Source organism: Polaromonas sp. (assembly GCF_041689105.1).
Lineage (GTDB): Bacteria > Pseudomonadota > Gammaproteobacteria > Burkholderiales > Burkholderiaceae_C > Polaromonas.
Map to the genome: position 1 here is coordinate 50,019 of NZ_JBDNGU010000111.1, position 16,875 is coordinate 66,893.

Below are 16,875 nucleotides of genomic sequence, written 5' to 3' on the forward strand. Positions count from 1 at the left end.
GGCGGCTCCTTACAATCAGGGTCTGTTCCTTTCCCCCACCCTTTCTGAAGCAAAGCCATGGCCATTTACCAGCTCGACGACCTGACCCCCAAGATGCACGAAACCGCGTGGGTGGCCGACAGCGCGCAAGTGATTGGCGACGTCGAACTGGCGGAGGGTGTGAGCGTCTGGTTCGGCACGGTGATACGCGGCGACACCGAAACCATACGCATCGGGCGCGGCTCCAACGTGCAGGACGCCAGCGTGTTACACGCCGACTTCGGCGTGCCGCTGATCATCGGCGAGAACGTCTCCATCGGCCACCAGGTCATGCTGCATGGCTGCACCATCGGAGACGGCTCGCTGATCGGCATAGGCGCGGTGGTGCTGAACAACGCGAAGATCGGCAAAAACTGCCTGGTGGGCGCGGGTTCGCTGGTGACCGAGGGCAAGGAGTTTCCCGATGGCTCCATGATCCTCGGCAGCCCGGCCAAGGCGGTGCGCCAGCTGTCGCCCGAGCAGATAGAGGGTTTAAAAATGATCGCGCACCACTATGTAGAGAATGCTCGCCGCTATAAAGCCGGCTTCAAAAAGATTGCGTGATGTCCGAACTGCATAAATTCATTTTCGACGGCCTGCCGGTACGCGGCATGCTGGTGCGCCTGACCGACGCCTGGCAGGAAATCCTCAAACGCCGCGAGGCCGGCGGCGGTTACCCGCCCGAGGTGCTGCAGCTGCTGGGCGAAATGACGGCGGCCGGCGCACTGATGCAGGGCAACATCAAGTTCGACGGTGCGCTAGTGCTGCAGATTTTTGGTGACGGCCCGGTCAAGCTGGCTGTGGCCGAGGTGCAGTCCGACCTGAGCCTGCGCGCCACCGCCACGGTGACGGGCGAGGTGACGCCCGGCGCTGGCCTGAGCGAGCTCGTCAATGTCAACAACCAGGGCCGTTGCGCCATCACACTGGACCCGAAAGACAAATTGCCGGGCCGCCAGCCCTACCAGGGGGTGGTGCCGCTTTTTGGAGACCACAAGGAAAAGATCGGGAACATCGCCGAGGTGCTGGAGCACTACATGCTCCAAAGTGAGCAGCTCGATACCCGGTTGATTCTGGCCGCCGATGACAAGGTGGCGGCGGGTCTGCTGATCCAGCGCCTGCCGGTCAAGGGAGAGGGCAACCTGGAAAGCCAGCGCGACCGCGATGCCGACGAGGACCAGATCGGCCGCAACGAGGACTACCAGCGCATTGCGCTGCTGGCCGGAACCCTCAAGCGTGAAGAGCTGCTGGGCCTGGACGCCGACACGATATTGCACCGCCTGTTCTGGGAAGAAAAAATCACCCGCTTTGTGCCCAACACACCGACGTTTGCCTGCAGTTGCTCGCAGGAGCGTGTCAGCGGCATGCTGCGCAGCCTGGGCACGGACGAGGTCGAAAGCATCATTGCCGAGCAGGGTCGCATCGATGTGGGTTGCGAGTTCTGCGGCGCGCAGTACGGCTTTGACCCGGTGGACGCGGCGCAGATATTCACTCACCCTGCAGGTCAGGTGCCGCCGGCGCCGACGGTGCAGTGATCAGGGCGCCGCAGTGCGCGTCGCCAGCAGGTCGCTGAGCAGGCGGCGTTCACATTTCGGGTCGCTGCAGGTCTCGCAGGACCAGATCCACGCTGACTGGCCGTCGCCAGGCCGGGCGGCCGGTGCTGCTACAGCCCGCTGCCATGCCTGGAGCGCTTGCAGGGCGCTGCGCAGGCGTTCAGAGCCCTGGCCGTAAACCACCTGGTAGGCGATGCCGGCTTGCGACAGCGCGTCGCGCAGCGCCTGGTCGGCGCTCTGCTGCCCGCGGCTTGCCACTGACGAAGTCGCCAGGTCCAGCCCCATCAGCAAGGCCAGGCCTTTTGCAACCGGGATGGCGGGGCGCGCGGGGAAGGGCGGGTTGTCGTGAATCGCCAACCAGGCGGTAGGGCAGCCGCCACCCGACAGTGCCACTGCCAGGTCCTGCGCGAGCTGTGTCTTGCCCGTTCGAGGTGCGCCGAGCAGATCGATATGCAGCATGACTCCGTCCGTCAGCCTATACATAAAAATAGGCTCCAGCCCTTTCAGGTCGGGCGTTAGCAGCTATCGAAAACATAGTGAAATGGAATCACTGCCTGGCGCAGACTGGCGCAGGCGGTCTCCGCTCAGGGGGCGATCTGGACGAAAATTTCGTTGGGCTTGACCATGCCCAGCTCTTCGCGCGCCTTTTCTTCGACCATCTCCAGACCCTCCTTGAGGTCCTTGACCTCGGCAGCCAGGCGTTCGTTGTCGGCCTCGGCTTTGGCATTCTGGATGGCCTGCTCGCTGAGCCGGCGCTGCATCTCGTTGACGCTGGGAAGGCTGCCCCGGCCTATCCACAGCTGTGCATGCACGATGACCAGCAACACGATCAACAGAGCGGGGACGATGCGGCTTCCCACAGTGGTCAATGCCGCTGGAAGGCTTTAAGGACCCTCTGCATAACTCCCTGCGGCCTGTGATCAGCCGGACTCGGGCGGTCTGCTGCGTTGTTTTTCTTGGCAATAGCTGGGCTATTGCCTGCAAAAAGACGCCTTGCAGCCCATCCCGACCCAACTGCCACAGCCTCGCCAGAGTTATGCAGAGGGTCCTTAAACGTCAAGGCCAGGGTTTTACCGCCGGGCCGCCCCAAGGAAAAACGCGCCCCCTCGGGGGGCTGCGAAGTACGCGAAGCGACGAGCGTGGGGGCCATCTACTTCAGGTTGTAGAAGGCCTCGCGGCCGGGGTAGGTCGCGACGTCGCCCAGATCTTCTTCGATGCGCAGCAGCTGGTTGTACTTGGCCATGCGGTCCGAGCGGCTCAGGCTGCCGGTCTTGATCTGGCCCGCGTTGGTGCCGACGGCAATGTCGGCGATCGTCGCATCTTCGGTTTCGCCGGAGCGGTGCGAAATCACGGCGGTGTAGCCGGCGCGTTTGGCCATTTCAATCGCAGCAAAGGTCTCGGTCAGGGTGCCGATCTGGTTGATCTTGATCAGGATGGAGTTGGCAACGTTCTTGTCAATGCCCTCCTTGAGGATTTTGGTGTTGGTGACGAACAGGTCGTCGCCGACCAGCTGCACCTTCTTGCCCAGGCGCTCGGTCAGGATTTTCCAGCCGTCCCAGTCGCCCTCGTGCATGCCGTCCTCGATGCTGATGATGGGGTACTTGTCGCACCAGGTGGCCAGCATGTCCGTCCATTGCTGGGCGGAGAGGCGCAGGCCGCCTTCGCCTTCGAGCACGTACTCGCCATCCTTGTAGAACTCACTGGCGGCGCAGTCCAGCGCCAGGGCAATCTGCTCGCCGGCGGTGTAGCCGGCCTTGTCGATGGCTTCCAGAATCAGCGCAATCGCAGCTTCATGATTTTCAACGCTGGGCGCAAAGCCGCCTTCGTCGCCCACGGCGGTGCTGATGCCCTTGTCGTGAAGAATCTTCTTGAGCGCGTGAAACACCTCGGCACCCCAGCGCAGGGCTTCGCGGAAGCTGGGCGCGCCCACCGGCACGATCATGAACTCCTGCAGGTCCAGGCTGTTGTTGGCATGCGCGCCGCCGTTGATGACGTTCATCATGGGCACCGGCATTTGCATCGCGCCCATGCCGCCAAAGTAGCGGTACAGCGGCAGGCCGGCTTCTTCGGCGGCGGCTTTGGCGACGGCCATGCTGACAGCCAGCATCGCGTTGGCGCCCAGGCGGGACTTGTTCTCGGTGCCGTCCAGATCGATCAGCGTGCGGTCCAGAAAGGCCTGCTCGCTGGCGTCCAGGCCCAGCACGGCCTCGGAGATCTCGGTGTTGATGTGCTCGACCGCCTTGAGCACGCCCTTGCCGAGGTAACGCCCGCTGTCGCCATCACGCAGCTCAATGGCTTCGCGCGAGCCGGTGGAGGCGCCCGAGGGTACGGCGGCGCGGCCCATCACACCGGACTCCAGCAGCACGTCGCATTCGACGGTGGGATTGCCACGGCTGTCCAGGATTTCGCGGCCGACGATATCAACAATTGCGCTCATTGAGTTCCTTTTTTTGTAGAGGGGAGGCGATCAGACCGGGGCGGCAACGCCTTCGACCAGCACCATATTGAAAAATTCGGTGGTGCCTGCACGTTTGGCGCGCGCGGCACGGTACATCTCGTCATCGTAAAAGGCCTTGGCCTTGTCATAACTGGGGAAACGCAGCATGGCAACACGCGCGGGCTGCCAGTGTCCTTCCAGCGCCTCGAACTTGCCGCCACGCACCAGATATTCACCGCCGGCAGCCGTTACTGCGGCGGGCGCAGCCGCCATGTACTGTTTGTACTGCTCGGGGTCGGTGATCTTCATGTCAACGATGATGTAGGCGGGTGTCATGGGTCGTCCCTGCGTGTGGTTGCTGGCAGGCCAGGTTCAGGCGCTGAAGTTGTTTTCGAGGTAGCCGTTTTTCTTGGTCACGCGGTCGAGTTCGAGCAGCGTCTCCAGCAAGGCCTTCATGTGTTTGAGCGGCACGGCGTTGGGGCCGTCGCTCATGGCATTGGCGGGATCAGGATGGGTTTCCATGAAGAGGCCGGAAATGCCGACCGCAACCGCCGCGCGGGCCAGCACTGGCACCATCTCGCGCACGCCACCGCTGCTGGTGCCGTTGCCGCCGGGCAACTGCACCGAATGGGTGGCGTCAAACACCACCGGCGCGCGGGTCTCGCGCATGATGGCGAGGCTGCGCATGTCGGACACCAGGTTGTTGTAACCAAAACTGGCGCCACGTTCGCAGGCCATGAAGTTGTCTTCGTTCAGGCCTTTTTCGCGCGCGGCGGCACGCGCCTTGTCGATGACGTTTTTCATGTCGCCAGGCGCGAGGAACTGGCCCTTCTTGATATTCACGGGTTTGCCCGACTGCGCGACGGCGTGGATGAAGTCGGTCTGGCGGCATAAAAAGGCCGGCGTCTGCAGTACATCTACCACCGAAGCCACGGTCGTGATCTCGGCTTCGGAATGCACATCGGTGAGGATGGGAAGGCCCAGCTCGCGTTTGACCTTGGCCAGAATTTCGAGGCCCTTGTCCATGCCCGGGCCGCGAAAGCTGGTGCCGCTGGAACGGTTGGCCTTGTCGTAGCTCGATTTGAAAATGAAGGGAATGCCCAGCGACGCCGTGATTTCTTTCAGTGTGCCGGCGGTGTCCATCTGCAACTGTTCGGACTCGACGACGCACGGGCCGGCAATCAGAAAGAACGGCTGATCCAAGCCGATGTCAAAGCCACAAAGTCTCATGTCAAGCCACTACTTTCAATGATTTTCCGGCCGCCTGGTGGTCGAGCGTTGCCTCGATGTAGGCGTTGAACAGCGGGTGCCCGTTCCAGGGTGTGGACTTGAACTCGGGGTGAAACTGCACACCGACGAACCAGGGGTGGACATCGCGCGGCAGCTCGACAATTTCAGTGAGTTGCTCGCGTTGGGTCAGGGCCGAGATGATCAGTCCCGCCGCACGCAGCTTGTCGAGGTAGTTGACGTTGGCTTCGTAGCGATGGCGGTGGCGTTCGGTCACGACGTCGCCGTAAATGCTGTGCGCCAGTGTGGCAGGTGCCACGTCGGAGCTTTGTGCCCCCAGGCGCATGGTGCCGCCCAGGTCGGACTTCGCGTCGCGCGTCTTGATGGTGCCGTCGGCGTCTTCCCACTCGGTGATCAGCGCGATGACCGGGTGCGGTGTGTTGGGCTCGAACTCGGTGCTGTTGGCGTCTGTCAGTCCCGCGACATGGCGCGCAAATTCAATCGTTGCAACCTGCATACCCAGGCAGATGCCGAGGTAGGGCAGCTTGTTTTCGCGGGCGTAGCGGGCTGCGCAAATCTTGCCTTCCACGCCACGTATGCCGAAGCCGCCGGGCACCAGAATGCCGTCGAACTTGGCCAGCCGCGAGACGTTATCGGGCGTGATGCTTTCCGAGTCCACGTATTCGATCACCACTTTGGCGTGGTTTTTCATGCCGGCGTGGCGCAGGGCCTCGTTGAGTGACTTGTAGCTGTCCGACAGGTCCACATACTTGCCGACCATGGCAATGTTGACCTGTTTTTGCGGATGTTCGGTTTCGTAGACCAGCTCGTCCCAGCGCTTGAGGTTGGCGGGCGGCGTGTTCAGGCGCAGCTTGTCGCAGATCAGGCCGTCCAGGCCCTGCTCATGCAGCATGCGCGGCACCTTGTAGATGGTGTCCACGTCCCACATGGAGATCACGCCCCACTCGGGCACATTCGAAAACATCGAGATTTTTGCGCGTTCCTCGGCGGGGATGGGCCGGTCGGCGCGGCACAGCAGCACGTCGGCCTGGATGCCGATCTCGCGCAGCTGCTTGGCAGTGTGCTGGGTCGGCTTGGTTTTGAGTTCGCCTGCGGCGGCAATCCACGGGACATAGCTCAGGTGCACAAAGGCGGTGTTGTTGGCGCCCAGGCGCAAGCTCATCTGACGCACGGCTTCGAGGAAGGGGAGGGACTCGATGTCGCCCACCGTGCCGCCGATTTCGACGATAGCCACGTCCACCGCGTGCGGGGTTTCGTAACCCGCACCGCGCTTGACGAATTCCTGGATTTCATTGGTGACATGCGGGATCACCTGTACCGTCTTGCCCAGGTAATCGCCGCGGCGCTCTTTTTCGAGCACACTTTTGTAGATCTGGCCAGTGGTGAAGTTGTTGGCCTTGCGCATACGCGTTTCGATGAAACGCTCGTAGTGGCCGAGGTCCAGGTCGGTTTCGGCGCCGTCGTCGGTGACAAACACCTCACCGTGCTGGAAGGGGGACATGGTGCCCGGATCCACGTTGAGGTAGGGATCGAGCTTGATTAAAGTGACTTTGAGGCCTCGCGACTCCAGGAGCGCTGCAAGGGAGGCTGAGGCGATTCCCTTGCCCAGGGAAGACACCACACCGCCGGTGACGAAGACAAATTTGGTCATGCTTGGCCCGAACCGCAAGTTCGCGTAGGTGGTAAACCGGGATTATACGGGTGGCTGCATGCATCTACTCTGACACCACGGGAGGGCAAACATTTTTTCCGACGGGCCGCCCCAAGGAAAAAAAGCCCCCTTGGGGGGCAGCGCAGCACACGAAGTGGCAAGCGTGGGGGTAATTTTCCCGACGGGCCGCCCCAAGGAAAAAAAGCCCCCTTGGGGGGCAGCGCAGCACACGAAGTGGCAAGCGTGGGGGTAATTTTCCCGACGGGCCGCCCCCAGGAAAAAAAGCCCCCTTGGGGGGCAGCGCAGCACACGAAGTGGCAAGCGTGGGGGTAATTTTTCCGACGGGCCGCCCCCAGGAAAAAAAGCCCCCTTGGGGGGCAGCGCAGCACACGAAGTGGCAAGCGTGGGGGCACATCCTGTACATTGCGGAGCATGACGAAGCAAGCAAACGAACCAGTCGCCGTCGAGGTTGGTGATCTGGCCGGCAAACACATCGTGCTGGGCCTGTCCGGCGGCATCGCCTGCTACAAGGCGGCCGAACTTTGCCGTGCGCTGATCAAGCAGGGCGCCAGCGTGCAGGTGGTCATGACCGAAGCCGCCGAGCAGTTCATCACGGCGGTGACTCTGCAGGCGCTCAGTGGCCGGCCGGTGTTTACCAGCCAGTGGGACAGTCGGCCAGCGGCCGGCATGGACAACAGCATGGCGCACATCAATCTGAGCCGCGAGGCCGACGCCATCCTGATCGCACCTTGCAGCGCGGACTTCATGGCCAGGCTGCTGCATGGCCGTGCCGACGATCTGCTCAGCCTGATGTGCCTGGCGCGGCCTGTCGACAAGGTACCGCTGCTGATCGCTCCCGCCATGAACCGCGAGATGTGGGCGCATCCCGCCACCCAGCGCAACATGGCGCAACTGTCCGCCGATGGCGCGACCATCCTGGGTGTCGGGTCGGGCTTTCAGGCTTGCGGCGAAACCGGCGACGGCCGCATGCTGGAGCCGCCTGAGTTGCTCGAGGACATCATTGCCTTCTTCACCCCCAAGGTGCTTGCCGGCACGCAGGTGCTGGTAACGGCGGGGCCGACGTATGAAGCAATGGACCCGGTGCGCGGCATCACCAACCTGTCGAGCGGCAAGATGGGCTTCGCGATTGCCCGCGCAGCCCATGAGGCGGGCGCGCGGGTGACGCTGGTGGCCGGGCCCGTGAGCCTTCCGACGCCACGCGGTGTCACGCGCATTGACATCAAATCAGCACAAAACATGCTTGAAGCCGTGATGCAGCATGCGCCAGAGGCTACTGTGTTTGTAGCAACCGCTGCCGTCGCCGACTGGCGACCTGTCAGCAGTGCCGAGCGCAAAATCAAGAAAGATGGCTCTGGCCAGCCGCCTCAGCTGGCATTTGCCGAGAACCCCGACATCCTGGCAACCGTGGCGCAGTCAGCGCGCGCCCGGTCGGGGGAGTTGTTCTGTGTGGGTTTTGCTGCTGAAAGCCACGACCTGGAAGACAACGCGCAGGCCAAGCGCAAGCGCAAGGGCGTGCCCCTGCTGGTGGGCAACATCGGCCCGGCCACCTTTGGGCGGGACGACAACGCCTTGTTGCTGGTCGATGCGCAAGGCAGCCGGGAAATGGCGCGCGCCTCCAAACTGTCGCTGGCGCGGCAACTGGTGGTAGAAATCGCTGGCCGATTGAAGCGGGCCGGGTGAGGTGTCATGCCGGTCTCTTCTGACACCCCGCCCGGCGGCGACTTTGCCCGCTACATCGAGCAGCTCAACGCCATAGCGGCCGCTGCGGCTTTGGCGCGCGAGGCGTCCCCGCCGTCCCCGAACGGCCGATTCCATGCCGCCGGCGTGGCTGACGAGGCGCGTGCTGCTTCTGACAAAGGGGCCGAGAGGCCAGCAATGAAGGCGGCTGCGTCCCAGCCATTGAGCGGGGCTTCCTTGTGGACCATCGCCAGATGGATGGTGATCCCGTGGCTGGGCTTGCAACTGGCGTCCCGCTGGGTGCCGCAACTGTCCTGGCTCGTGGGTCCCGTTGGGCTCGCCTTTCTGATTTGGCTGGTGTACCGGCTCCAGAAGGCGCCGCGTGGCGCGCTGTTGCAGCAGCTGCTTCAGCGAACCCGGCAGGTGGCAAAAGAATTTGAACCACGGAAGTGACATGAAAATCGACGTCAAAATCATCGACGAACGCCTGCGCGACAATCTGCCCGCTTACGCTACGCCGGGCAGCGCCGGGCTGGATCTGCGCGCCTGCCTGACCGAGCCCCTGACCCTGCAGCCCAATGCCTGGCAACTGGTGCCAACCGGCCTGGCGATTTATCTGCACAACCCGGGCTACGCTGCGATGATCCTGCCGCGCTCCGGTCTTGGGCACAAACACGGCATTGTGCTGGGCAATCTGGTTGGCCTGATCGACAGCGATTACCAGGGTCAGCTGATGGTCAGCGCCTGGAACCGCAGCGACACCGCTTTCACGATAGAGCCTATGGAGCGTATTGCGCAGTTGGTGATCGTGCCAGTGATCCAGGCCGAGTTTCGGGTGGTGGATGAATTTGTCGCCAGCCAGCGTGGCGAGGGTGGGTACGGCTCGACCGGCAAAGCCTGATTCCATTTCCAGATCAATACGCTATGTTGTTGCTTCGCCTTGCCGTGCTACAGCACCGTCTGCGGCTTTGCGCCTGATCTCCTATTGATCTGAAAATGGAATGAGCCCGCGCGGGCACTGCTGCGTCAGGTTATTCCTACACCTGCCGCCCCCGCGCTCCCACGCCACGACAGCCGCAGGGCTCACCGGCGTGATCCGGGTCCGTGCCTGTAATGGGGCAGCAGAGTCTTCAGGCAAAGATCTCCTTGATCGGGGTCGATGCGGACGGCTCGCTGATCTTTTATCCACAGGAGAATTTCATGCGCCCAACTACCCGTTTTGTTTCTGCCGTTTCTTCCGTGCTGGTCGTGGCAGGTCTGGCCGCTTGTGCAGCGCCCATGAGCCAGCCCGCCCCGGTGTCCAACTACCCGGCCACCTATCCGCAGGCAACTTACCCAGTGCAAACTCCGCAGGGCAACTACGTGGAATATGGTCGTGTGAGCAACGTCGAAGTGCTGCGCTCGCAGGAGCAGGCCCGTAGTTCTGGCGTGGGTGCTGTTCTGGGCGGCGTCGCCGGTGCAGTGGTCGGTAGCCAGATCGGCGGCGGCAGCGGCCGCACGGCTGCCACCGTCATTGGTGCCGTGGGCGGTGCCGTTGCAGGCAATGCGATCGAGAAAAGTCGCAACACGCAGCCTGTCAACGAAACCTACCGCATCTCTGTCCAGCTGGACAACGGCGCTGCGCGCGCCTTTGACGTGCCCGCTTTTGGTGATCTGCGCATTGGTGACCGCGTGAAGATCGAGAACAACCAGTTGTACCGCATTCTGTAATCGCGCTACTTCAAGTCAAGCCGTCAAGCCGTCAAGCCTTCACGGGCTGACGGCTTTTTCATGCGTGAAGTGCCTGGGGCAGCGCTGATTAATTTCTGGCGGATACGCGGCTGATCGCGCGCCGCAGGGGACTTGCTCAGCGCTCGCTCAGTGCAGCGTGTTGTTGCCAGGGGCTTGGGCCTCGAGCCGGAAGAAGCCGGTACCCAGCGAACCCTGGCCGATTTCTTCTTCTGTGGCTTCTCGCACCGACTCGACTTTCAGGCTCAGGCGGATGGCGATGCCGGCCAGCGGGTGATTGCCGTCCAGCACCACATGTTCGGGATAAATCTCAGTGACTGTGTAGATGCGTTCGCGCGGGGTCTCGGGGTTGACGCCAGCCGGCAGCGCCGCACCGTCAAAGGTCATGCCTTCTTCCAGCTCGGCCGGAAACAGCTTGCGTGCTTCCAGAAAGACCAGGTTTTCATCGTAGTCGCCAAAAGCGCTTTCCGGCTCCAGGTGCAGGTCGACAGTGGCACCTGCCTCGTGGCCCTGCAGGGCCTCCTCAATTTTTTCCAGCAGGTCGTCGCCACCAAGCAAAAACTCTACCGGTTCATCGAGCTCGTCCAGAATCTCGCCCAAAGTGTCTTTCAGCGTCCAGGTCAGGGCAACAACGCATTGCGGGGTGATTTTCATCGGACAATTGTCCCATGGATGTTACTCAAACCCTCGCCCTGCTCGGCGGCCTCACGCCGCAGCAATTCATGCGCCGTCACTGGCAAAAAAAGCCGCTATTGGTGCGCCAGGCCATCCCCGGTTTCACACCCCTGCTCGACCGACGCGAACTCTTCGGACTGGCCGCCCAACCGCAGGTCGAATCGCGGCTGGTGCAGCAGCAGGCCAAAGGCTGGCGCATGAAGCAGGGACCGTTCGGGCCGCGCAGCCTGCCAGCCCTGTCATCACCTGCCTGGACCCTGCTGGTTCAGGGGGTGGACCTGCATGACGCGCGTGCCCATGCGCTGCTGCAGAACTTCCGCTTTGTACCTGACGCGAGGCTGGATGACCTGATGATTTCGTTTGCCACGGCGGGCGGTGGCGTGGGCCCGCACTTTGACAGCTACGATGTTTTTCTGCTGCAGGCCAGCGGCCGGCGGCGCTGGAAAATTGGCCGTCAGAAAGACCTGAGCCTGCAGGACGGCGTGCCTCTGAAAATTCTGCAGAACTTCGAGCCTGAGGAAGAGTTTGTGCTGGAGGCCGGGGACATGCTTTACCTCCCGCCGCGGTATGCGCACGATGGCCTGGCCGAACCCTGTGTCGGCGCTGACGGCAAGGCCAACGATTGCATGACCTATTCGATTGGTTTTCGCGCGCCTGCAAAGACCGAGTTGGCCAGCGAACTGTTGCAGCGCCTGGCTGATTTTGCCGGGGACGGTGCGGACGGGCCAGACGGCCGCCAGCTTCTGTACCGCGATGCGTCGCAGCCAGCAACGCCAACACCCGCTGAAGTGCCTTCCAGCTTGCTTGAATTTGCGCAAAAAGCAGTGCACGATGCGCTGAAAGATCCCCTGGCGCTGGCTTGCGTGCTGGGGGAATACATGACGGAGCCCAAAGCTTCGGTGTGGTTTGACGAAGCGCTCGACGACTGGGCGCCGCGCCATCCGGCCGGGCTTTGTCTCGATCCTCGCAGCCGGATGATGTACGACGCCGACCATGTGTTTCTTAACGGCGAGAGTTACCGCGCCAGGGGGGGCGATGCCGCACTGATGCAGCGCCTGGCCGATCAGCGCGTGCTCACGGCGGCCGAGCTGCGCCGGGCAAGCCCAGCCGCGCTGGCGTTGTTGGCGGACTGGCATGCAGCCGGCTGGTTGATGCGTGCATCAGCCTGAGAATCCTGGTCAGCAGGGAAACGTGCATAAACAAGCGGAGCTTCATGATGGACACGAATCAATCAGCGTCAGCGCCTTCCCCGCAACCTTCGCCTGCGCTTTTGCAGGGGCGCTTTGAAGGCCGTTCCGAGTTCGCCGGCCTGGTTCGCCAGGCTTTTGCGGCTGCGGCTGCCCAGGGCTGGCGGGAAATCATTCTGTGTGATGCCAATTTTGAGGATTGGCCGCTTGGCGAAAGGGCTGTCGCTCAGTCGCTCAACGACTGGTCTGCGTCCGGGCGCAAGTTGACCATGCTGGCCCAGAATTACGATGAGGTCATTCGCCGGCATGCGCGTTTCGTAGCGTGGCGCCGCACCTGGTCGCACATCGTTGACTGCCGCAGCCACGCGTCGGGTGAGCTACCCAGCGTGTTCTGGAGTCCGGCCTGGGCATTTGAGCGCCTGGATCTGGTCCACAGCACCGGCGTGGCCGGCGCGGAAGCCGGCCGGCGGGTTGCGTTGAAGGAATGGCTGGCTGAAAAAATATCGCGCAGCAGCCCGGCATTTGCGGCGACCACCTTGGGAATCTGACCGCGCTGCGGCAGAAGGATCCTGAGTTGCCCTTTTATTTGTGAGCCAAGGGTTTATACGCTCGTGAAAACCCGCATACAATCTCCGTCGGTGGAGACAGTGCGCAGGCCCTTTCACCCGGTCAACAAAAACTCGGATCGTTTTGGTTTGGGTTTTTTTTTGACGATTTTCAGAAAATCTTTTCTCATTCATCAAGGATCACTCAAATGAACAAGTCCCTCGTTTTGGCCGCCATTGTTTCCGCTGTTGCCCTGGCTGCCTGCGGTAAAAAAGAAGAAGCACCTGTGCCTGCACCCGTGGTCGTGACGCCGGCCCCGGCTCCGATGGAAGCCGCTTCTGCACCTGCCGCCGATGCCTCCGCACCTGCGCCTTCGTCGGCCCCAGTGCCTGCGGAAGCCATGTCGCCTGCCAGCGCCGCGAAATAATTCTTTTTGCTCGCGAAAAGCCGCCTCCGGGCGGCTTTTTCCGTTGGCGACGTGACCACGGCGCGTTCTGGCGTTTGCCTTACAGCCGCAACCAGGGGGTGCCGGAACCAGCGTCGGCCACCACAATCTCATCACTGTGGCAACCCAGCGCCTGCGACAGGATGCCCTGCGCCAAAGCAGGCCGGTTATTTTGCTGGCTCAGGTGCGCAGCCACCAGATACTTCAGCCCGGCATGGCAAACCGCCTGTGCGATCTGCCCCGCGGCCTCATTGGACAAATGCCCGAACTGGCCACCGACACGTTTTTTGAGAAAAAGCGGGTAACCCGATGCCGCCAGCATCTCGCTGTCGTGATTGGACTCCAGCACCAGTGCGTCGCACAGCTGCAGATGGTCCAGCACATGCGCAGTAGCATGGCCCAGGTCGGTCAGGATGCCCAGCTTGACCGCGCCGTCCGTGCATGTCAGCTGCAAAGGTTCGCGAGCGTCGTGCGGGACCGTGAAGGGCGTGAGCTGTAAACCACCCAGGTCAATGGCCGTGCCGTCCTGGGCAATCCGGAGCCAGCCTTCAAAATCCGGCTGGTCCAGCGCAGTGTAGGTGCCCCTGCTCATCCAGACTGGCACGCCGTGGCGCCTGGCAAACTGGCGCGCACAGCCGATGTGGTCGCTGTGTTCGTGCGTGATGAAGATGGCGTCGATGTCGCTGTCGGCGAGGCCTGCCTCGGCCAGTCTCATCGAGAGTTGCCGGATGCCCAGGCCGCAGTCGACCAGCAGGCGAAAGGCGGGCTGGCCGTCAGCCTCGATCAAAGTGGCGTTGCCGGTGCTGCCACTGCCCAGACTTTTAAATCGCAACACCTTGACGTGGACCCCCGGCCAATCCCTATTTCAGGTCGTCGGCGATCACCTGCACAATGCGCTGCGCGTTGGCCGAAGCGTCCGCTGCACCTTGCTCATTGAGCACGGACACGGTGGTTGCCTCGCCCTGGCTGCGCACGGCAATCCGGTATTTCAGAGGAGGGATGGCCGTTGGCGAGCTGAAGATTTTCGCAAAGAAACCCGGTTCCTTCTTGTCGGCCGTGGGTTCGACATAACGCACGAAGTAGGTGCCTTGTGCGCGGTCGCGGTCTTCAACCGTGAAACCAGTGCGGTCCAGCGCCAACCCGACACGGCGCCAGGCGCGGTCGAACCCTTCATCGATCTGGACCACCGGCACGTTGTTGACCTTGGCGACACGCGAGGTCTGGCGGTTCGTGCCACTGGCAACCAGGGCTTTGGATTGTTCCTGGCTCACGCCCAGCTTGACCATCAGCCGGCGCAGGAATTCGGCTTCGAGTTCCGGATCGGCCGGACGTGGTTGCCACACTGTACCGTCGCCCTTCTGGGGCGATTGGATGGTTCCCGTGATCATTTCCACCATGCCGCGGTGGCTGATGTAAATTTCAGTCCCCCCGGTCGGCGTGCGCTCGAGTCGCGTGCGGAACTTGTCGCGCTCGCCGGTGGAGTAAACGCTGTCGAGCAGCTTGCCCAGCGTGGCACGGATGAAGTCCTGCGGAAGCTTGGCGCGGTTTTCGGCGTAGTCGGTCTCCATGATGCCGAGGTTTTCCTGCTCCAGGCTCATCAGGAAGCCGTTTTCCTGCCAGAAATCGCGCACGGGGCCCCACAGCTTGTCGGCCGGCCGGTTGACCACCAGCCAGCGCTGGGAGCCAGCGCGCTCAATCCGCACATCGCCCACAGTGCTGGCGGCCGTTGGCACGGATTGCGTGGTCTGGCCGACCTGATAACCACTGGCGGTGACGGCGGTACCAGGCACCACGTAACGGGTGTCGCGCGACAGCTGCGTCAAATCGGGAGGCACGTCCAGCGAAGCGCCTTTGGTGGCGGATTTGTAGTCCACCTTGTCGCCCTGCAAGGACTCGCTCAGCGAAGAACACCCGGACAGCACGATGGCGGCAACGAGCACCAGCAGCGGGGCCGGTATGGCTATAGGGCGGGAGGCAGCAGGCATAGGCAAGGTTTTCTTCACTTGGGTTCCCTTAAAAATCAGATCAGGCCACAAACACGCAGAGCGGTTTCTACCGTGGCCTCGTTGGCGGTTTCAAGCGGGGTCATGGGCAGGCGCAGGGTGCCGCCGCACAGGCCCATGCGGGCCATGGCCCATTTCACCGGAATCGGGTTGGCTTCCACAAACAGATGTTTGTGCAGCGGCAGCAACCGAAGCTGTATTTTCATCGCGGCGCGGGTGTCGCCGGCAATGGCAGCCACACACAGCTCGTGCATCAGCCGAGGCGCCACATTGGCGGTGACGCTGATGTTGCCCTGGCCACCGCACAGCATCAGCGCCACGGCGGTCGGATCGTCGCCCGAGTAGACTGCAAAACCGGACGGTACTTCCTTGATCAGCCACTGGGCGCGCTCGATGTTGCCGGTGGCTTCCTTGATGCCGACAATGCCGGGGACTTGCGCCAGTCGCAACACCGTGGGATGCAGCATGTCGCCCACGGTGCGGCCGGGGACGTTGTAGAGCACCATGGGCAGCTCCACCGCTTCGGCAATGGCCTTGAAATGGCGGTACTGGCCTTCCTGGGTCGGCTTGTTGTAGTAGGGGACCACCTGCAGCTGGCAGTCGGCGCCCACTTTTTTGGCGAAGCGGGCCAGCTCGATGGCTTCCGAGGTGGAGTTGGCGCCGCAGCCGGCCATCACCGGCACCCGGCCTTTGGCCTGCTCCACCGAGACGCGGATGATTTCGCAATGTTCTTCTACATTGACTGTTGGCGATTCGCCTGTGGTGCCCACCACGCCAATGCAGTCCGTACCCTCCGCAATATGCCAGTCCACCAGCTTGCGCAAAGTCGGGTAGTCAACGCTGCCGTCTTCATGCAGGGGGGTGGCCAGTGCAACAATGCTGCCGGTAATTGTTTTCATGTCGGTGTGTCTGGTTGGGCCGTTACCGGGTGTGAAACCGCAGTATCAGGTCAATCCCGCATTCTACCCAGTGCTGGAGTCGGGTCAGGCCGAGGGTTGCTGGAGCGCGTGGCGTGGTACGCCGGTCGCGGGCGCTGCCTCGCGGACCGCTGCAATGCGCTGCACGAAGCGGGGCGGCGTTTCCAGATAGCCGTCTTCAAAAGCAACGACGCGCAGGCGCTTGCAGACCTCCAGCAACTCGCCCGGGCGCAGCAGAAAATCCGGCCGCGAGGGTTTGCCCACGGTTTCATTGCCCTGCGCGAAGGTTTCGTACAGCAAGACGCCGCCGGGCGCCAGGCTGTCCAGCAGCGTTGGCAGCAGGGGCCGCCACAGGTAGTTGGTCACGACGACGGCGTCAAAGCGCCGGCCGACAAAGGGCCAGGGACCGGCTTCGATGTCGGCGACCACCTTCTCGCCGGCGGCAGCTGGAATTGCTATGGAATCAATAGCTGCTTGCGCCCTGTCCACAAGGGCTAGAGGGTTATTTCTCTTGTAAAACCAGTACGCATGGCGGCCTTGGCCGCAGGCGACGTCCAGCACCGTCCCGCCTGGTCTTACCAGGTGTGACCAGCGCTGCACCCAGTCCGAAGGCGTCAAGTTGGTATGCATCACGCAGTGCGCCGCGCAGGGCCGCCCCAAGCAAGCACAGCCCCCTCGGGGGGCAGCGCAGTACGCGAAGCGACAAGCGTGGGGGCCAGCGTGCGCCGCGCAGGGCCGCCCCAAGCAAGCACAGCCCCCTCGGGGGGCAGCG

Annotated in this window: 20 protein-coding genes; 9 read left to right on the plus strand and 11 right to left on the minus strand. The window is 62.6% G+C overall.

Translation table 11 applies throughout. From position 1 onward, the window contains the following. Positions 1-57 precede the first annotated feature (57 nt). On the plus strand, positions 58-582 hold the full coding sequence (locus tag ACESMT_RS12190; protein ID WP_372826864.1) for a gamma carbonic anhydrase family protein: 525 nt from the start codon (positions 58-60) through the stop codon (positions 580-582). Further along, positions 582-1,550: an Hsp33 family molecular chaperone HslO gene (locus ACESMT_RS12195; protein ID WP_372826865.1), complete on the plus strand. Its 969-nt coding sequence runs from the start codon at positions 582-584 to the stop codon at positions 1,548-1,550. Before ACESMT_RS12190 ends, ACESMT_RS12195 begins: the two co-directional genes overlap by 1 nt. Here the strand turns inward: ACESMT_RS12195 and ACESMT_RS12200 are convergent, their stop codons facing one another. From ACESMT_RS12200 to ACESMT_RS12225, 6 genes are all read right to left on the minus strand, one after another. Then, on the minus strand, positions 1,551-2,027 hold the full coding sequence (locus ACESMT_RS12200; protein WP_372826866.1) for a hypothetical protein: 477 nt from the start codon (positions 2,025-2,027) through the stop codon (positions 1,551-1,553). Between the two features lie 125 nt (positions 2,028-2,152). After that, entirely contained in the window at positions 2,153-2,428 is a 276-nt protein-coding gene (locus ACESMT_RS12205; protein WP_372826884.1) for a septum formation initiator family protein, read from the minus strand. A gap of 290 nt (positions 2,429-2,718) precedes the next feature. Next, positions 2,719-4,005: a phosphopyruvate hydratase gene (eno, locus tag ACESMT_RS12210; RefSeq protein ID WP_372826867.1), complete on the minus strand. Its 1,287-nt coding sequence runs from the start codon at positions 4,003-4,005 to the stop codon at positions 2,719-2,721. 30 nt (positions 4,006-4,035) lie between these two features. Then, the gene (locus ACESMT_RS12215; RefSeq protein WP_372826868.1) at positions 4,036-4,341 is read right to left on the minus strand and encodes a DUF1330 domain-containing protein; all 306 of its coding nucleotides are present in this window, start codon (positions 4,339-4,341) and stop codon (positions 4,036-4,038) included. 36 nt (positions 4,342-4,377) lie between these two features. Next, positions 4,378-5,235, minus strand: coding sequence for a 3-deoxy-8-phosphooctulonate synthase (kdsA, locus tag ACESMT_RS12220; RefSeq protein ID WP_372826869.1), 858 nt, complete (start codon positions 5,233-5,235; stop codon positions 4,378-4,380). 1 nt (position 5,236) lies between these two features. Next, a complete protein-coding gene (locus ACESMT_RS12225) occupies positions 5,237-6,904 on the minus strand; it encodes a CTP synthase (protein ID WP_372826870.1) in 1,668 nt (555 codons plus the stop codon). Between the two features lie 432 nt (positions 6,905-7,336). On the opposite strand from ACESMT_RS12225, the gene coaBC reads away from it, so the two are divergent. From coaBC to ACESMT_RS12245, 4 genes are all read left to right on the plus strand, one after another. Then, positions 7,337-8,605, plus strand: coding sequence for a bifunctional phosphopantothenoylcysteine decarboxylase/phosphopantothenate--cysteine ligase CoaBC (coaBC, locus tag ACESMT_RS12230; RefSeq protein ID WP_372826871.1), 1,269 nt, complete (start codon positions 7,337-7,339; stop codon positions 8,603-8,605). Between the two features lie 6 nt (positions 8,606-8,611). After that, entirely contained in the window at positions 8,612-9,055 is a 444-nt protein-coding gene (locus ACESMT_RS12235) for a hypothetical protein (protein ID WP_372826872.1), read from the plus strand. Position 9,056: 1 nt separating this feature from the next. Beyond that, a complete protein-coding gene (dut, locus tag ACESMT_RS12240; RefSeq protein WP_372826873.1) occupies positions 9,057-9,503 on the plus strand; it encodes a dUTP diphosphatase in 447 nt (148 codons plus the stop codon). Positions 9,504-9,802: 299 nt separating this feature from the next. Beyond that, positions 9,803-10,312: a glycine zipper 2TM domain-containing protein gene (locus ACESMT_RS12245; RefSeq protein WP_372826874.1), complete on the plus strand. Its 510-nt coding sequence runs from the start codon at positions 9,803-9,805 to the stop codon at positions 10,310-10,312. A gap of 147 nt (positions 10,313-10,459) precedes the next feature. Here ACESMT_RS12245 and ACESMT_RS12250 read toward each other — a convergent pair whose 3' ends face one another. Beyond that, positions 10,460-10,984 (minus strand): peptidylprolyl isomerase, encoded by a 525-nt coding sequence (locus tag ACESMT_RS12250; protein WP_372826875.1) that lies wholly within the window; start codon positions 10,982-10,984, stop codon positions 10,460-10,462. A gap of 14 nt (positions 10,985-10,998) precedes the next feature. On the opposite strand from ACESMT_RS12250, the gene ACESMT_RS12255 reads away from it, so the two are divergent. The 3 genes from ACESMT_RS12255 to ACESMT_RS12265 all read left to right on the plus strand — a co-directional run bounded on the left by ACESMT_RS12255 (position 10,999) and on the right by ACESMT_RS12265 (position 13,165). Next, positions 10,999-12,174 carry a JmjC domain-containing protein gene (locus ACESMT_RS12255; RefSeq protein ID WP_372826876.1) on the plus strand — a complete coding sequence of 392 codons (1,176 nt, stop codon included), beginning with the start codon at positions 10,999-11,001 and terminating at the stop codon, positions 12,172-12,174. 47 nt (positions 12,175-12,221) lie between these two features. Further along, positions 12,222-12,740, plus strand: a complete 519-nt coding sequence (locus ACESMT_RS12260; RefSeq protein WP_372826877.1) for a hypothetical protein — start codon at positions 12,222-12,224, stop codon at positions 12,738-12,740. A gap of 206 nt (positions 12,741-12,946) precedes the next feature. Next, positions 12,947-13,165 carry a hypothetical protein gene (locus ACESMT_RS12265; RefSeq protein WP_372826878.1) on the plus strand — a complete coding sequence of 73 codons (219 nt, stop codon included), beginning with the start codon at positions 12,947-12,949 and terminating at the stop codon, positions 13,163-13,165. 79 nt (positions 13,166-13,244) lie between these two features. Here the strand turns inward: ACESMT_RS12265 and ACESMT_RS12270 are convergent, their stop codons facing one another. From ACESMT_RS12270 to ACESMT_RS12285, 4 genes are all read right to left on the minus strand, one after another. Continuing rightward, positions 13,245-14,018, minus strand: coding sequence for an MBL fold metallo-hydrolase (locus ACESMT_RS12270; RefSeq protein ID WP_372826879.1), 774 nt, complete (start codon positions 14,016-14,018; stop codon positions 13,245-13,247). Between the two features lie 25 nt (positions 14,019-14,043). Further along, complete coding sequence (bamC, locus tag ACESMT_RS12275) at positions 14,044-15,168, minus strand: outer membrane protein assembly factor BamC (protein ID WP_372826880.1); 1,125 nt, start codon at positions 15,166-15,168, stop codon at positions 14,044-14,046. A gap of 35 nt (positions 15,169-15,203) precedes the next feature. Beyond that, on the minus strand, positions 15,204-16,085 hold the full coding sequence (gene dapA, locus ACESMT_RS12280) for a 4-hydroxy-tetrahydrodipicolinate synthase (RefSeq protein WP_372826881.1): 882 nt from the start codon (positions 16,083-16,085) through the stop codon (positions 15,204-15,206). Between the two features lie 84 nt (positions 16,086-16,169). After that, entirely contained in the window at positions 16,170-16,733 is a 564-nt protein-coding gene (locus tag ACESMT_RS12285; RefSeq protein WP_372826882.1) for a class I SAM-dependent methyltransferase, read from the minus strand. Positions 16,734-16,875 lie beyond the last annotated feature (142 nt).

What these genes read in the sequence shown, in the direction of transcription:
- ACESMT_RS12190 (WP_372826864.1), top strand. Translation starts at nt 58, where the DNA reads ATGGCCATTTACCAGCTCGACGACCTGACCCCCAAGATGCACGAAACC.
- ACESMT_RS12195 (WP_372826865.1), top strand. Translation starts at nt 582, where the DNA reads ATGTCCGAACTGCATAAATTCATTTTCGACGGCCTGCCGGTACGCGGC.
- ACESMT_RS12200 (WP_372826866.1), bottom strand. Translation starts at nt 2,027, where the DNA reads ATGCTGCATATCGATCTGCTCGGCGCACCTCGAACGGGCAAGACACAG.
- eno (WP_372826867.1), bottom strand. Translation starts at nt 4,005, where the DNA reads ATGAGCGCAATTGTTGATATCGTCGGCCGCGAAATCCTGGACAGCCGT.
- ACESMT_RS12215 (WP_372826868.1), bottom strand. Translation starts at nt 4,341, where the DNA reads ATGACACCCGCCTACATCATCGTTGACATGAAGATCACCGACCCCGAG.
- kdsA (WP_372826869.1), bottom strand. Translation starts at nt 5,235, where the DNA reads ATGAGACTTTGTGGCTTTGACATCGGCTTGGATCAGCCGTTCTTTCTG.
- ACESMT_RS12225 (WP_372826870.1), bottom strand. Translation starts at nt 6,904, where the DNA reads ATGACCAAATTTGTCTTCGTCACCGGCGGTGTGGTGTCTTCCCTGGGC.
- coaBC (WP_372826871.1), top strand. Translation starts at nt 7,337, where the DNA reads ATGACGAAGCAAGCAAACGAACCAGTCGCCGTCGAGGTTGGTGATCTG.
- ACESMT_RS12235 (WP_372826872.1), top strand. Translation starts at nt 8,612, where the DNA reads ATGCCGGTCTCTTCTGACACCCCGCCCGGCGGCGACTTTGCCCGCTAC.
- dut (WP_372826873.1), top strand. Translation starts at nt 9,057, where the DNA reads ATGAAAATCGACGTCAAAATCATCGACGAACGCCTGCGCGACAATCTG.
- ACESMT_RS12245 (WP_372826874.1), top strand. Translation starts at nt 9,803, where the DNA reads ATGCGCCCAACTACCCGTTTTGTTTCTGCCGTTTCTTCCGTGCTGGTC.
- ACESMT_RS12250 (WP_372826875.1), bottom strand. Translation starts at nt 10,984, where the DNA reads ATGAAAATCACCCCGCAATGCGTTGTTGCCCTGACCTGGACGCTGAAA.
- ACESMT_RS12255 (WP_372826876.1), top strand. Translation starts at nt 10,999, where the DNA reads ATGGATGTTACTCAAACCCTCGCCCTGCTCGGCGGCCTCACGCCGCAG.
- ACESMT_RS12260 (WP_372826877.1), top strand. Translation starts at nt 12,222, where the DNA reads ATGGACACGAATCAATCAGCGTCAGCGCCTTCCCCGCAACCTTCGCCT.
- ACESMT_RS12265 (WP_372826878.1), top strand. Translation starts at nt 12,947, where the DNA reads ATGAACAAGTCCCTCGTTTTGGCCGCCATTGTTTCCGCTGTTGCCCTG.
- bamC (WP_372826880.1), bottom strand. Translation starts at nt 15,168, where the DNA reads ATGCCTGCTGCCTCCCGCCCTATAGCCATACCGGCCCCGCTGCTGGTG.
- dapA (WP_372826881.1), bottom strand. Translation starts at nt 16,085, where the DNA reads ATGAAAACAATTACCGGCAGCATTGTTGCACTGGCCACCCCCCTGCAT.
- ACESMT_RS12285 (WP_372826882.1), bottom strand. Translation starts at nt 16,733, where the DNA reads ATGCATACCAACTTGACGCCTTCGGACTGGGTGCAGCGCTGGTCACAC.